The following is a 15,742-nucleotide window of genomic DNA, read 5'->3' as shown; positions in this document are numbered from 1 at the left end:
ATTTACGAATCGCCTCTTAATATTTCCAAAGGAGGCTTATTCAACACCCCACGGCTATTTAACAGACCAATGGTAATGGTTAATACAGTAATAGCTAAAAATATGCCAGCAGCAGGCGTTACATCTGCCGAAAACGGAATATCGAAACTAAACTTAGCCAGTAGCCAGCTTCCTATAAAAGCAATGAGTGTACCAGTTAAGGCTGATAATGTGCCCAGGAACAGGTATTCTAACGCGGTAATGGTCAATATCTGCCTGCGGCTTGCACCCATTGTTCTTAATAAAACACTCTCTTGTATACGCTGATATTTACTGATGCGTACCGAAGCAATTAATACTACAATCCCGGTAATAATGCTGAATGCACTCATAAACTTAATAATGTCGCCCAGCTTGTCCAGTAATTCATCCAGCACGCTTAGCACTTGCCCCAGGTCAATCATCGAAACATTCGGAAACTGCTTCACCACCGCCTGCTGGTATTTAGCTGATACCTGCTTAGATGGCACGTGCGTTAACATAGCGTAAAACTGCGGTGCATCTTCCAGTACCCCTTTAGGGAATACGACAAGGAAGTTAGTCTGCATCTTATTCCAGTTCACGGTACGGATACTGGCAATAACCGTTTGCACCGGCGAACCTTGTACATTAAACTCAATATGGTCGCCTACTTTCAAATGGTTATGTTTAGCAAAACGGTCTTCTATCGAGATCGGCACATCGGCACCCGTTATGGCTTTGCCTTTCCACTCGCCACCTACAACCTTTTCAGTCGGCGTTAAAGTGTCACGGTAGGTAGAGCGGTACTCGTTGCTGAACACGTGTGATGATACCTGTATCGTGGTATCTTTCTTTACCTGTGCAGCGGTTTTACCGTTCACCTTGTCAATTCGCATGTTTACCACGGGTACTTGTTGTATCACCGGTAAATGGAATTGTTCGGTTAAGCCTTCTACCCCTTTTTTCTGGCTCGTTTGAATATCAAATAAGATCATATTCGCACTATTAGTCGTGGCCGAAATACTAACCTGTTTAACCAACATACTTTGGATAAAAAACAGTGTGCAGATAAACGTAGTACTTAAACCAATGGAGACGATGAGGATGATAGTTTGGTTATTAGGCCGATACAAATTAGCAAAACCTTGCCGCCATAAATAGCTCCACGAATTGCTGAGTATCGCCTTTGCCAATCGCATTAATAACCTGGCAATTAAAGTCAGGATCATGAAAGCCACCAAGATGCCAATAGTAAAGAAAATACTTGCCGGCCAGCTACTCAGTTGGAAATAGCTGAACACCACGATAAAGCCAACAATTAACGTATACACTAACCAACGCAAAGGATCGCGCAGCAGGTTAATGTTTTCATACGACATGCGCAGCGTATTCAGCGGTGATATATTACGAATTGCGATCAATGGAAGTAAAGCAAATAATACCGATATTACTACACCCAGTAATAACCCCTGCCCTATGGCCATCCACGAAATAGCGGTAGAAACCGTGATCGGCAGAAAATCTTTAAATACCAGCGGCAACACATGCTCTATCGCACTACCTAAAGCAGCGCCAATGATAGAACCGATTAGTCCAATACCAATAATCTGAATTAAATAAATCAAAAATGCCTGTGTTGATCGCACACCCAAACAACGCATAATAGCGATAGAAGCAATTTTTTCGCGAATATAAATATGGATAGCACTGGCTACGCCTACACAGCCCAATAATAAAGCAATGAACCCAACGAGCGACAGGAATCTTGTTAAATCTTCAAAACTACGACCGGTATTTTCTTTACGCGTATCAATAGTATCGTAGTTCAGGTTAGCTTTTTCCAGTTTGGTTTCCTGGCCTTTAATCAACTTAGTAACGTTTACATCGTGGTCGTATTTGTAATAGTAATTGTAATTAATGCGACTACCTTTTTGCATTAACCCGGTTTGATCGAGGTATTGCAACGGGATGTAAACAATAGGCGCAATACCTGCCGAAATACCGGTTTGTCCCGGTGCTTTGTTCAGGATACCGTCAATTAAAAAAGTAACATTACCAACCTTGATCGAGTCGCCAACTTTGGCGTTAAATTGCAGCATCAGGGTTTGGTCAACCAGTGCTTTTTTACCGTTCTTAAAATCAGTACCGGCAGCGGTCGGTGTGGTTTCTAAAGTTCCATAATAAGGAAATTCGCCCTGCAAAGCACGCACTTGTACCAAACGTGTTCCGTTTCCTTTTGGGAAATAGATCATGGAGGCAAAGCTCCGTTCTTCCGATTTACGGTCGCCGAATGAGTTAAGGATCGGCTTGGTAGTTTCGTCAGCGGGCTTATTGGAGAATATAGCCAAATCGGCACCAATCAGCGTAGCTGCCTGGTTATCTACATCCTTTTTTACATTATAGCCAAAGGAATAAATAGTCACTATTGCGGCAATACCGAATATGATAGACGAAATAAAGAGGAACAAACGCGAACGGTTTTTACGGCTATCGCGCCAGGCCATCTCGAAAAGCCACGCTAATTTAAGCGGTGGTTTTTCCAGTTGATTGGTCTCAGACATTGACACTCGTTTTTTCGTCCGACACCAGTTTACCGCCCTTGATCCGAATAATGCGCTGCGTTTTAGCCGCCAGTTCCAGATCGTGTGTTACTACCACTAAAGTAGTTCCAGCTTCTTTATTCAGGTCGAAGATGAGTTTAATAACCTTTTCGCTCGTTTCCGCATCCAGGTTACCCGTAGGTTCATCGGCAAATAATATTTTAGGCTGGTTGCTGAACGCCCTCGCCAGCGATACCCGCTGCTGCTCGCCGCCCGAAAGCTGGGTTGGGTAATGGTGGCTGCGTTCGGCCAGTCCCACTTTATCTAACAGATCAAGCGCGCGGGCTTTAATATTACGTTCGCCGCGAAGCTCTAATGGAACCATCACATTCTCTAAAGCAGTTAGCGTAGGCAGCAGTTGGAAATTCTGAAATATAAAACCCACGTACTGGTTACGCACCTGCGCACGTTTGTCCTCGCTTAAGTTACCGAGGTTAATGCCGTTCAATTCTACAATACCCGAACTCGAACGATCCAGTCCTGCGCAAAGCCCAAGCAAGGTGGTTTTACCACTACCCGATGGACCTACAATAGCATTGGTTGAGCCTGCGGTAACCGAGAAATTAATATGATCGAGCACGGTTAGGGTACGACCGGCGCTCTGGTATCTTTTGCTGAGATCAGCAATATGAAGTATGTTTTCCACTCGTTATTCTGCGTTTTTGTTTTGGATGATAAGCTACGCCATTTGTTACGTAGTTAAGTTACAGAAAGAGTGAATGAGCGTGTTTGTTTGGAGATTATGATTTGGGGGTGACAGAGCGCACTTTGCTTTTCCGCCTTACTTTGTCATTCTGAGTGCTAACGAAGAATCTTCTTCGCCTTGTAGAGCGGCAATGCACATCGAAGAAGATTCTTCACTACGTTCAGAATGACAAAAAACAATTACAAAATAAAATGCTAATAATTATATCATCCCTGTAGCATGCAGCATCAAGTTGTGCAAATCAGTATTCTTAACAAAAGGTTTCAGCAAATTACTACCCGGGCCAAACATGGCCAGCTCAACATAGTCGGCAGAGTGCTCCATTGAACCAAAGCCTACAAAAGTATATTTCTGCTGAATTTCGGCCAGTTTACGGAGGGGTAAGTTAGCTTCGTTATAAAGGCCTTCCTCACTAACTGAGTTATAATATTTTAACAGGTCATTGGCCTCTGCCTGGGTAATAGCGATGTGCTGTGCATCAGCAATTTGCTCGACAACGCGGCTGGCGGTATCTCCCTTGCGAATCTGTTTTAGCACCCACTCATTGGTATGCTTAAAGTTCTGGAAGTTATCAAAATCGGCATTAGCCATATCGCTGTAAAACAGGCCGGGGTTGGCGTTGCCGTGATCTGTGGTCATAATTACTAAAGTATTACCATCTTTTTCAGCAAAGGCTAAAGCTTCGCCAACGGCTTCATCAAAAGCCATCTGGTCATAAATTAAGGCCGGGGCATCGTTACCGTGAGCAGCCCAGTCAACCTTACCACCTTCTACCTGTAATACAAAACCTTTGCTGTTCTTGTTCATAATGGAGATAGCCGTTTTGGTCATCTCGGCTAGCGTAGGCACAGTGTCCTGCAAGGTGTTATCCTGGTTGCGATCAAGCGTGTAAGGCAAACCATCATCGGCAAATACACCCAAAATAGGTTTGCCGCCTTTTTGGGCCAGCATATCGGTGCGGTTCTTAATAACGGTATAACCATTCAGTTCAAACTGCTGGTACATATCTTTAGCATCCTTGCGTTTGGCCGCACTAAAGTAATCGTTACCGCCGCCCATCATAACATCAAATTTGAGCGGCAGGTATAGTTCGGCAATTTTAGATTGATCGCCCCTGCTACCCAAATTTATGCAGAACCCCGCCGGGGTGGCGTGGGTAATAGGTACAGTAGTAACACAGCCAACAGCTTTGCCAGCTTCCTTAAATTTCTGTAAAATAGGTTTATGTTCTTTACCATCGGGGCCAACATTTAATGCACCATTGTTAACGCGTACACCGCCGCCCCATGATGAGCTACCTGCGGCCGAATCAGTAACCAGCGAACTGGCCGACGCGGTATCCATCAATGCCCTGGTACCCCGGCTTTCGCGATACAAACCTAACCAATTGCTCGAGCGGCCATATTTACGGTTCAGAAACATATCGGCCATGTTTAGCGTCCCGGTGCTCATGCCGTCTGCTACCATAAATATAATGTTTTTGGCTTTGCCGCTCGTTGCAATTGGGTTCAGTACGTTTGCTACCGAACTAAAGGGGTTAAATAATGTTGCCCCTAAAGTTGCCAGGGTACCATTGCGAAAGAACTCTCTTCTTTTCATATTGATGTTTATGCGAAGTAACGATTTGCTGTTTACCTGACGGTTAATTTAGTATTAAGGTTGGGGTTATTCTTAACCTTCCCGTCATGCCGAACTTGTTTCGGCACCCCACGGGACAGGTATACGGCCATACATATTCGCTTAGCAAGTGGGATCCTGTGGAGACTTCATATTGCAGATTACCCCTCCCTGCCATTTCACATCCAACCGCGCCCCTTCCCCAAGGAGAGATGCTTTCCCCCTCACATTAAATTCATATTACGCAAGGGTTTCTTTTCATCCTTAATTTAAGCTTAACCTGCGGTTGGTTTGGTATTTATAATACTGGCTTATCATTGATTTAACTGTATAGCAACAATTAAACACCTGCTAATCAGACTAAAGCAAATGACATTAAAAGATAAATTAAGGGCAAGAGTGGCCACATGGCCTTATGCAGTGCTGTCTGTAATGGCTGGTGTTTCGGCATTTGGGGCTTATACCTGTATGTACTCGTTCCGTAAGGCATTTACGGCAGGTACATATACCGGGCACCAGTATTTGCATGTTGATTATAAAGTGTGGCTGGTTATAGCGCAAATTATTGGGTATACGCTTAGCAAGTTTTATGGCATTCGTTTTATTGCCGAGGTAACGCATGGCAACCGGGCCAGAAGCATTCTGTTGTTCATCGGTGTTTCTTGGTTGGCTTTGCTGGGTTTTGCGTTGGTTCCGGCCCCTTACAATATTATATTTCTGTTTGTTAACGGTTTACCGCTGGGGATGATCTGGGGACTGATCTTCGGCTATATCGAAGGCAGGCGCGCAACCGAGTTTATGGCCGCGGTAATGTGTATCAGTTTAATATTTGCATCGGGTTTTGTGAAAACAGTTGGGCGTACGTTAATGAGCGTATTTCATATCAATGAATACCACATGCCTTTTGCCACAGGCGCTGTATTTGCGATACCTCTACTTCTTTTCATTTTTTGCCTTGAGCTGCTACCACCACCAAATGATGAGGATAAACTGCTCCGCGCCGAGCGTGTGCCGATGAACAGCGCCGATCGCAAACGTTTTATCCTGCGTTTTTTACCCGGTATTATCCTGACGGTGATCAGTTATATTTTGCTGACGGTAATGCGCGATGTACGTGATAATTTCGAGGTAGAGATATGGGCGGGTATGGGCATTAAAACCACTTCTATCTATGCCAGTATCGATTCATTGATTTCTGTCATCGTATTGATAATTCTGAGTTTGCTGATCCTTATCCGCAAAAACTTGTTTGCCTTTAGCGTTATCCATTTTTTAATTATCGGCGGCTACTTGTTAGTAGGCGGCGGCACTATTTTGTTTAACCTGCATTTAATTGGCCCCGTAGCCTGGATGACGATGGCCGGGCTTGGCCTTTACCTTGGTTATGTCCCTTACAACGCGGTGTTTTTTGAGCGTTTAATAGCCGTATTTAAATATAAAAGTAATGTTGGCTTTGTAGTTTATGTGGCCGATGCCATTGCTTATTTAGGCAGCGTAAGCGTTTTATTGATCAAAGAATTAAACGGTGGTGCCATCAGCTGGCTGGCGTTTTTTAACAAGGGAACCATGATTGTTGCCCTTGTTGGGAGTATCAGTACCGTACTGTCGCTCCTGTATTTTATGCAGAGCGCCAACAGCAAAAAGACCAAAGCAATAGATGTTTTGCAGGTAAACCTGCAGCAATAATTTCCGATATTACAACCACGATGGATAGCAGAAGAGACTTTTTAAAGAAAGCATCATTACTGGCCGGCGCAGCAGGATTAACCGGTACCTTACCCGCCTCTATAGCCAAAGCAATGGCCATTAATGCAGCCGAAGGCAGTACTTTTATGGATGCCGAGCATGTGGTTTTACTAATGCAGGAAAACCGCTCATTCGATCATTGTTTTGGTACTTTGCGTGGTGTACGCGGTTATAACGACCCTCGTGCTATTCAACTGGCTAACCGGAACCCGGTTTGGCTGCAAAGCAACAAAGAGGGCGAAACTTATGCGCCTTTCCACCTCGACATTAAGAATACTAAAGCTACCTGGATGCACTCATTGCCCCATTCATGGGCCAATCAGGTAAATGCCCACAATGATGGCAAGCACGATAAATGGCTGGACGAAAAGCATTCGAGTACCAAAGAATACAGCCACATGCCTTTAACACTGGGCTATCATACCCGCGAAGATGTACCTTTTTATTACGCCTTTGCCGATGCTTTTACGGTATGCGATCAGCACTTCTGTTCATCGTTAACCGGCACTAATCCCAATCGACTATATTATTGGACCGGTACCGTACGCGAAGAGCAAAATGAAAACTCACGTGCACACGTGTGGAATGATGATATGGATTATGGCACACTCAACTGGGCAACCTTCCCCGAGCGTTTGGAAGATCATAACATTTCCTGGAAATGCTATCAGAATGAGATGAGTATCGATGTGGGTTTCCAGGGCGAACAGGATCCGTGGTTATCTAACTTTCAGGATAACCCGCTTGAGTTTTTCGGTCAGTATAATATCCATTTGCATCAAAAACATTTAGATCAATTGAAAAAACGATCGAAAGCTTTGCCTGATGAAATAGCTGTTGTAGAAAAACAAATAGCTGCTTCGACAGATGATATGGCCGCTCCATTTAAAAAGGTTTTGCAGGCCAAGCAGGATGAACTAAAAGATGTTAAAACCAGGCTCGAGAATGCTGACCGTAAACCTTTCGACAGTCTGACTGCCCGTGAAAAAAGCATCCATCAAAAAGCATTTATCACCAATAGCAATGACCCTTACTACCACCAGTTAGCAGAACTGCATTACGAAGATGCAGGCCAGAAACGCACGATGCAAGCACCTAAAGGTGATGTACTGCATCAGTTTAGGGAAGATGTAAAATCGGGCAATTTGCCTACGGTATCATGGCTTTCGGCACCCGAGAGTTTCTCCGACCATCCTACCGCGCCCTGGTATGGTGCCTGGTACGTATCGGAAGTACTGGATATACTGACACAGAACCCGGAGGTTTGGAAGAAAACCATTTTTATACTCACTTATGATGAGAATGATGGTTATTTCGATCACGTGCCGCCGTTTGTTGCACCTCACTCGCATAAACCGGGCACGGGTAAGGTTTCAGAAGGTATTGATACCCGTGTAGAATTTGTAACCCTCGACCAGGAACTGGCCCGGAAGGATTTCCCGGAGAAATACGACCGCGAATGTTCGATAGGCTTAGGTTTCCGTGTGCCGATGGTGATTGCCTCCCCCTGGAGTAAAGGCGGCTGGGTAAACTCAGAAGTATTCGACCATACTTCTACCCTGCAATTCCTCGAGAAATTTCTGTCGAATAAAACAGGTAATAAAGTAACCGAACCCAATATATCAGACTGGCGACGTACTGTTTGCGGCGATTTGACATCAGCATTCCGTCCTTATCATAGCGATACCATCAGCGTGCCTCCATTTGTGGTGAAGGATGCGTTTCTGGAGGGTATCCATAAAGCTAAGTTCAAGAAGCTGCCTAACAATTATAAATTGCTCTCGAAGGAAGAGATTACTGAGATCAACCAGCACCCGCACTTATCTCCTTATTTGCCGCAACAGGAAAAAGGGATCAGGCCGTCATGCGCACTGCCTTATCAGCTTTATGTTGATGGTAAGTTAAACGCAGATAAATCGGCATTTGAAATTACTTTCCAATCAGGAGATGAACTGTTTGGCAAAAATGCTGTTGGTTCCCCGTTTAATGTGTATGCAATCGGCAATTACCAGAGCTTTAAAGATGCTGCGCAGTTTGATCCGTTAAGAAGCTGGTCGTACGGTGTAAAAGCTGGTGATACACTTGCTGATGTATGGCCGGTACAATCTTTTGAAGATCAGCATTATCACCTCCGGGTTTATGGGCCGAATGGCTTCTACCGCGAGTTTAAAGGTAACCATGCAGACCCTGCCATTGAAACCGGCTTTGAGTACCAGCGCAATATGCTCAATAAGAAATTATTGACAGGTAATATTGCCTTGAAGATCAACAATACTGGTAACCAGCCTCAAACGGTTACATTGGTAGACAATGCCTATAAAAGCGGAACAAGAAAGAAAGTATTAACCGCTTCGGGAACATCTGCATCACAATCAACTTTTGTTATAGAACTGGCCAAAAATCACGGATGGTATGATTTCAGCATTAAGGTTGATGGTGTAAATGGCTTCGAGAAAAGGTATGCCGGCCGTATTGAAACCGGCAAACCAGGTTATAGCGACCCATTAATGGGTCGGGTAATTGTTTAAAGCTGCTTAATAAACCCCGACGATTTGATCTCGTAGCCCAATCCCTTGTAAAAGTGGTGGGCTCCTATCCTTTCGTCGCGGTTGCCGCTGCTTAGTATTACAGCGTTGCAGCCCAGTTCTACGGCCCAATCTTCAACTGATTTTATCAGTTGCTTGCCTACGCCCTGGCCGCGGTATTCTTCGTTCACTACAAAAGCGAGGATGCGTACATAAGTGCCATTCTTTTCGTACCAAAAGCCTTTTACCAAACCGGCCATACCAATTACGGCATTGCCATCGATAATTACCAGGGTACGGTAATCGGAGTTTTGACTAACGCTATCAAAGCGGATTTGTACTTCCTCTCCCGTGCATGGGTAACCCAATTGGGTAATTAAAGTACTTAATTGCGAAACGTCTTCGGTAATAGCGTCTCTAACTATAAATTGATTGGACATGTTATGGTATAAAAACCCGGACGAGCAAGCCCGTCCGGGATGGGTATTATAAGCTATTGCAAATATTTTGCTTTCAATGTTTTGTAATCCTGGTTGGTTAAACCAATTTGTGTTCTCAAAAAGTTATCAACCGAACCATATTGTTGCTTAATGGCAGCAAAGGTAGCGTCTAAATATTCCTTCTTGGCAGACATCATTGCTTTAGCAGCATCAGGGTTAATGTTCATCATTTTAGTCATACCTGCAATTGCTTTAACATTTTCGTCTTTACGATAATAGTTGGTTGCAGTATAATCATCAACAATGGTATTGTAGGGTACGCCTAAGCTGTATAAAAACAAAGCAGCGCCGATGCCGGTACGGTCTTTACCGGCAGTGCAATGGAACAGCAGGCTTTGGTCATCCGGTAAATTAATCAGTTTATCAAAAAAAGGCTTATAGCGGTCTTTCAGATATTTGGTGTTGATATAGAAAGAAGTAATCAGCGAATCGCCATTGGCTTTGTGTCCCATCATACCTTTCATCATCGAGTTATTCAGGCTATCGCTGCCGGCAGGGCAAAGGATGTAATCGGTATTAGGGTTCATCCTATCCGGCGCAGCTGCAGATTCCTGGTGACCACGGAAATCAACATCGGTAGCAATGTGCTTGTCTTTCAATACCTGTAAATCGGCATCAGTAAGTTTGCTGATATCGGCACTGCGATAAACCTTGCCCCACTTAACTTCACGGCCATCTTTGGTTTTGTAACCACCCAAATCCCTAAAGTTAGCCGCACCTTGTAATACTATATGGCGTTGTGTACTATCTGCAACCTGTGCAAACCCGGCGTAACTAAACGACGTTGCAAGCATCAACAATAATATATTCTTTTTCATTTTTGTATTTAATTAAAAAACAGGAGCCGCATCGCGCAGCCCCTGTTGGTATAAAAAATTGAACTGAAAAATCTTATTTATACAACCACATATCTTTGGTCGGATCATCAGAACCACCATATTGTGATGATAACGCAGCTTTATAATTAGCAGAGTTATAAGCACTTTCTGATGCAGGATATATCCAACGGCGTGGTATTGCGCTGTTAGGTGTACCAATACCAGGGCCGCCTTGTAATAAAGCAGGCACGCCGGTACGCAGGTAAGTGTAAAATGCTTCCCAACCAGAGTTGTTAAACATAGCCACATATTTCTGTGTTAAGATTTGATTTAAGCCTGTTGCAGGATTTGCAGAGTAAGCAACTTTAGCTGTAAACTGTGGAATATTTGCAACCGCAGTACCTAACGTTTTACCAGCTAAATCGCCAATTGTAATGGTTTGGCCATTGGTTAATGCATCTACACCAAATGAAGCAGTGATACCATTGTTGTACCATGTAGCGGCACTAGCGGTTATCCAACCTCTGTTAGCAGCTTCTGCAATGTTAAAGCATAACTCAGGGTAACCGATAAATACAAACGGCTCTGCGTTAGCACCAATGTTAGAAGTATAATAACGGTTAAAGTTTGCAAATGAATATGCACCCTGGCTGTTAGTAGGGCTACCCGCACTTGAATTACTTAGTAATGTACCTTGTGATAAGTTTGGATCAGAACCTACGTAAGCTGTAAAGTCGCTAACCGATTTGCCGTTAACTATCTGTATAGGAGCTGGTGTTGCCGACAAATAAGTACGCGGATCTAAATTTGCAGTGGTGATGTTTAAGTAAGATGCACCGATGTTAGCAAAGTTATTGTACGGGTTGTAGTTTAATGAGAAAATAGAATAACGAGATACAGTAGTAGATTTCAGGATCAGGTTATCGCTGTTAGACGTCATGATCGGGTACTGTGTTGGGTTACCGATGATGGTTGCAAACTGTTGTGTAATTTGCAGGTCTGCATTGTCTGTAGCACGTTTGCTTAAGCTGATTAATACGCGTAAACGGTAAGTATTAATAACTTTTTGCCATTGCAGGTAAGTAAGCCCGAAGATATCACCAGCATCAATTGCTGTGTTTGCCAGTGCAGGGGTTGCTGTAATTAAATTGCCGATTAAAGTATTGGCATTATCCAGCATAGCAAGTGCACTCTTATAAACATCGTGCTGGGTATCATACTTAGGCGTTAAATTGTTTGGATCTCCTGCTTGTGAAAACGGGATATCACCTACACGCTGAGTTAACCAGATACCTGCATAAGCTTTAAAAAACTGGGCAAGTGCATAATATTTGTTAGTTGAGTTAGCCTGTTGTGCAATTGCTTGTTGTTGCAATTTAAGGGCATACTTAAGGATATCATAGCTATCTGTAGTGTTACCAAAGTTATAGCTGTTAGAGCCCCTGTAATATGAATAGTTAGAAACTACATATTGTTCGGCAACTGCTGCAGAACCCCAAGGCAACTCACTCTGGCGTATTAAAGTAGAAGTAAGTGCGTTAAGCAATAAAGGAGTTGGCACAAGTGCAGATGCACCCGATACGTTGGGGTTATCTATCAGATCGCCCTTCTGACAGCCGGTGAAAGATACCATGCCTGTAATGGCTAAGGCAAATGGAATAATGTATGATCTTATTTTCATAATATTTTTTGTAATTGATGATCAATTAGAATGTTAAATGGATGTTGAAACCGTAACGACGTGCAGTTGGGCTTTCCAGGTCGCTACCACCATTGGTACCTACGATGGTACGGTCTGATGCATTGTAACCAGAAGCATATTGATCAAGGTCAATGTCTTTACGAGCGGCGAAGTATAATAAGTTACGACCAACAAGTGAGAAAGTTGCTTTTCTGATAAATGTACCATTCAGGTATTTTGATGGTAATGAATAACCAAATGATGCCTCACGTAATTTAGCGTAAGAACGGCTGATCATGTAATACTCATCAAAGCTACCAGCAATACCGCTTGAGATATATGACTGAACGGTTTGAGGGGTAACGTTTTTAGCGAAAGTTAACTGGCTTAAGTTAGCAATCTGTCCGTTAACAAACACTGGCGTACCGCTTGTAATGTAAACACCCGGGCCAATGTATGATGGAGTAGCTGACTTTGTACCTTCGGCAGTACTGTTCCACTCTGCTAAACGTGCAGCACCGTAAGCGCCTGTAGCAGTTTCAAGATCTGTACCACCATTCATTGCCTGGTAGTAAGTTCTGTCATAGATTTTACCACCTATACGGCCATCAAACTGGAAGCTTAATGAGAAGTTTTTGTATCTGAACGTGTTGGTGATACCAAAAGAGAAATCAGGGTTGGCATGGCCTAAGAAACCATTGTTATTAATACCACCTGGCGATGTCATTGGCAAACCACCGCTGTTAACGATATTACCGTTACCGTCTCTTACAAATTTGGTACCGTAAATATCATCAAGTCTTTCGCCAATGGTGTAGTTATGGCCGTTTTGTTGTAATACTTGCTGCGTGCCATCAATTGATTTCAGCGTTTCTTTGTAGGTTGAGTAGTTAACGTTAACATCCCAGTTTAAGCCGTCAGGATTTTTTATTACAGAACCCATCAACTCAATCTCGATACCTTTTTTCTCAGTAGTTACACCATTGATCAACTGGTAAAGATCACCGGTTGAAGTTGGTACACCTAATTGGAAAATGTTAGGACCGTTGGTAGTTGTAAAGTAAGTAGCGTTTAAGCCCAATCTGTTTTGTAAAAACTTAGCATCAAAACCAGCCTCGTATGATTTTACGCTGTATGGTTTAATGTTAGGGTTTGCAATAGTATTTGATAACGATACAGAAGAAGTACCATTATAATAAGTAGCCGGTGCAGATGGCGACTCGTTGATATATGTAGGGCCGTTATATGGTGTATAAAGCTCAGTACCATAACCCAATAAGCCGGTTACCGGTTTAGAGTTCCAACCTGTACCTAATGCTGTTGAGTTTAAAGCGTTATAAGCTGTACCAATAGTAGGTGAAGTTAAACCACCTTTAACATCGGCAAATGAACCACGTACTTTTAAGAAAGAGATAAACTCAGGCAATTTGATGTAATCGCCAACCACGCTGCTTAAAGATACAGATGGGTAAAAGAAAGTATTGTTACCATCAGGCAATGTAGAAAGGTGATCCACACGACCGGTAGTACTTAAGGTAAAGTAGTTTTTGTACCCGATATCAAATGAGTAGAAAGCACTGTTTACCTGCATTTTTGAATCGAAGTTGTAAGCATAAGGCTTAGCTGCAGAGTTAGCCAGGTTATATACACCCGGAGTAGCTAAACCCTGAGTGGTAGCATAATCAGAGCTGTAAGTAAATGAACGCTCATTAGCACCTGCTAAAGCAGTAATATCCCAGTTACCAAACTTGTGGTTATAGTTCAGGATCGCGTCTGTATTGTTCTCTAACAGGTTACGCTGATCTTGTCTGTAATCACCATACCAGCCAAAAGTATACCATGGTAAATAGGTATTTAAGTTGGCACTTGCCGGTACATCTTCTGTATTAGTTTCGTTATAAGTATTTAACGATGTACGTACAAATAAATTTAAATCAGGAGTAAATTTGTAAGTCAGTTTTAACGAACCGTTGATGGTTTGTTTAGTTCTGCCTTTTAACCATTTATCAGCCACGAAGTAAGGGTTGTTCAAACGACCATATTCTGCAGAATATTGTGTTAAACCCGGTACACCTTGTGGGCCCTGATAGTAGTTTTTCATGCTGCGAACGTCATAATCTGCCGAACCGTAAACCTTAAACATGTAAACATAACTTTGCGGGCTATAGTCAACATCAGGAATGTTTGGAGAGTATTGCTCGTTCAGGTTGATATCAGCATCCATACGTAATTTAGGAGTGATATCGTAACCAGCAGCTAATTTAAAGTTATCGATGTTATACTTAGTGTTAGGGAAATCACCTTGTTGGAAAGTGTGGCCATAAGAAGTATGGATATCATAGTTTGATCCGCTGGCTCCTAACGATAAGGTATTTGTTGAAGTATAACCTGTTTGTACGAAGTTATCGAAGTTGTTTGCACCACGGGCTAACCAAGGTGTTTTTTGTCTGATGCCTGTTGTTGGATCATAAGGGCTATCATACTGTTGAGTTTGGAAGATACCATCAAAACGTGGACCCCATTCTGGTAAACGTTGTGTGTTATCATATAATACGTTACCGTAAGTATAACCAAAGTTGGTACCACGTCCGTATTCGGTCTGGCTTTTTGGCATTACAATAAAGCCTTTTTCAGCTTCGTTGGTGCTGTTGAAATCAACTTGCCAGCCTTTTTTGTCTTTAGTTCCTTTTTTAGTAGTAATAACGATAGCACCGTTAATACCTCTGAAACCGTAAAGTGCCGCAGCGTTAGGGCCTTTTAATACAGTGTAGGTATCTACGTCATCTGCATTGTAGTCATAAGTGTCCGAGTTTACCGGCTCACCATCAACTACGTAAAGGATGTCTTTGCTACCACGTAAAACAACAGTTGGCGCGCCACCAAACTCGGCATTGGCACCAATGTTTAAACCGGCAACTTTACCGGCCATTGAGTTAAGCGGGTTAACATCACGTGCTGTAGTTAACTCATCGCCTTTAATTTGCGATTGTGAGTAACCTAATTTCTTTACTTCTTTTTTAACACCTAACGCAGTTACTACAACCTCGTTTAAGTTTTTGCCTTCCGGCTTCATTTGGATCGCTAAGGTATTTTCGGCACCAATCACAATCTCTTGTTCTTTGTAGCCTAAAAACTTAACTGTTAATGTTTGACCCTTTTGAGCAGAAATGGTAAACCTACCACCATCATTGGTTGTGGTACCCTGGCGTGCGCTGTTAAGCAAAACACTTACCCCGGGCATCGGCTGATTGTTTTCATCAGTAATGATACCCCTGATCACATTCTGGGCATAAAGATTGCCGCATGCCATCGTTATTACGATGCACATCAACAGCCATTTTAACTTTGGTAAAACTTGTTTCATGTATTAACTTTTTGTGGCAAAACTACCCGGCACTTGTTAAGAAAATGCGTATTATTCAATAACAATACTTTACCTTATCATAACAAAGCGCGTGTATTATTTAGATATTGTTAATATTATAGCACAATAATAGCAATAGAGAAATTTTGTAATTTTTGGTTAAATGGAGATTTTAACACCAAAAA

At 42.8% G+C, this 15,742-nt stretch carries 9 protein-coding genes; 2 read left to right on the top strand and 7 right to left on the bottom strand.

The genetic code is table 11. The features are described 5' to 3' along the window. Window positions 1–2: 2 nt before the first annotated feature. The 3 genes from PQO05_RS11855 to PQO05_RS11845 form a co-directional block, all read right to left on the bottom strand. On the bottom strand, window positions 3–2,561 hold the full coding sequence (locus tag PQO05_RS11855) for an ABC transporter permease (protein WP_273633126.1): 2,559 nt from the start codon (window positions 2,559–2,561) through the stop codon (window positions 3–5). After that, window positions 2,554–3,246, bottom strand: a complete 693-nt coding sequence (locus tag PQO05_RS11850) for an ABC transporter ATP-binding protein (protein ID WP_273633125.1) — start codon at window positions 3,244–3,246, stop codon at window positions 2,554–2,556. Before PQO05_RS11850 ends, PQO05_RS11855 begins: the two co-directional genes overlap by 8 nt. Before the next feature lie 261 nt (window positions 3,247–3,507). Beyond that, a complete protein-coding gene (locus PQO05_RS11845; RefSeq protein WP_273633124.1) occupies window positions 3,508–4,905 on the bottom strand; it encodes an alkaline phosphatase in 1,398 nt (465 codons plus the stop codon). A 387-nt stretch (window positions 4,906–5,292) separates the two neighbouring features. On the opposite strand from PQO05_RS11845, the gene PQO05_RS11840 reads away from it, so the two are divergent. Together PQO05_RS11840 and PQO05_RS11835 are read left to right on the top strand one after the other, a co-directional pair. Continuing rightward, window positions 5,293–6,609, top strand: coding sequence for a DUF5690 family protein (locus PQO05_RS11840; RefSeq protein WP_273633123.1), 1,317 nt, complete (start codon window positions 5,293–5,295; stop codon window positions 6,607–6,609). 20 nt (window positions 6,610–6,629) lie between these two features. Further along, a complete protein-coding gene (locus PQO05_RS11835) occupies window positions 6,630–9,197 on the top strand; it encodes a phosphocholine-specific phospholipase C (RefSeq protein ID WP_273633122.1) in 2,568 nt (855 codons plus the stop codon). On the opposite strand, the gene PQO05_RS11830 is transcribed toward PQO05_RS11835, so the two are convergent. From PQO05_RS11830 to PQO05_RS11815, 4 genes are all read right to left on the bottom strand, one after another. Then, window positions 9,194–9,634 (bottom strand): GNAT family N-acetyltransferase, encoded by a 441-nt coding sequence (locus tag PQO05_RS11830; protein ID WP_273633121.1) that lies wholly within the window; start codon window positions 9,632–9,634, stop codon window positions 9,194–9,196. The genes PQO05_RS11835 and PQO05_RS11830 overlap by 4 nt on opposite strands. Window positions 9,635–9,687: 53 nt before the next feature. Further along, window positions 9,688–10,512, bottom strand: a complete 825-nt coding sequence (locus PQO05_RS11825; protein WP_273633120.1) for a tyrosine-protein phosphatase — start codon at window positions 10,510–10,512, stop codon at window positions 9,688–9,690. Window positions 10,513–10,585: 73 nt separating this feature from the next. Continuing rightward, entirely contained in the window at window positions 10,586–12,193 is a 1,608-nt protein-coding gene (locus PQO05_RS11820) for a SusD/RagB family nutrient-binding outer membrane lipoprotein (RefSeq protein ID WP_273633119.1), read from the bottom strand. Between the two features lie 25 nt (window positions 12,194–12,218). Beyond that, the gene (locus PQO05_RS11815; RefSeq protein ID WP_273633118.1) at window positions 12,219–15,557 is read right to left on the bottom strand and encodes a SusC/RagA family TonB-linked outer membrane protein; all 3,339 of its coding nucleotides are present in this window, start codon (window positions 15,555–15,557) and stop codon (window positions 12,219–12,221) included. Window positions 15,558–15,742 lie beyond the last annotated feature (185 nt).

Source organism: Mucilaginibacter jinjuensis (assembly GCF_028596025.1).
In the GTDB taxonomy this organism is placed as follows: Bacteria; Bacteroidota; Bacteroidia; order Sphingobacteriales; family Sphingobacteriaceae; genus Mucilaginibacter; species Mucilaginibacter jinjuensis.
This window is presented reverse-complemented; position numbering and strand designations above follow the sequence as displayed.

What these genes read in the sequence shown, in the direction of transcription:
- PQO05_RS11820 (WP_273633119.1), bottom strand. Translation starts at nt 12,193, where the DNA reads ATGAAAATAAGATCATACATTATTCCATTTGCCTTAGCCATTACAGGC.
- PQO05_RS11830 (WP_273633121.1), bottom strand. Translation starts at nt 9,634, where the DNA reads ATGTCCAATCAATTTATAGTTAGAGACGCTATTACCGAAGACGTTTCG.
- PQO05_RS11855 (WP_273633126.1), bottom strand. Translation starts at nt 2,561, where the DNA reads ATGTCTGAGACCAATCAACTGGAAAAACCACCGCTTAAATTAGCGTGG.
- PQO05_RS11835 (WP_273633122.1), top strand. Translation starts at nt 6,630, where the DNA reads ATGGATAGCAGAAGAGACTTTTTAAAGAAAGCATCATTACTGGCCGGC.
- PQO05_RS11825 (WP_273633120.1), bottom strand. Translation starts at nt 10,512, where the DNA reads ATGAAAAAGAATATATTATTGTTGATGCTTGCAACGTCGTTTAGTTAC.
- PQO05_RS11845 (WP_273633124.1), bottom strand. Translation starts at nt 4,905, where the DNA reads ATGAAAAGAAGAGAGTTCTTTCGCAATGGTACCCTGGCAACTTTAGGG.
- PQO05_RS11815 (WP_273633118.1), bottom strand. Translation starts at nt 15,557, where the DNA reads ATGAAACAAGTTTTACCAAAGTTAAAATGGCTGTTGATGTGCATCGTA.
- PQO05_RS11840 (WP_273633123.1), top strand. Translation starts at nt 5,293, where the DNA reads ATGACATTAAAAGATAAATTAAGGGCAAGAGTGGCCACATGGCCTTAT.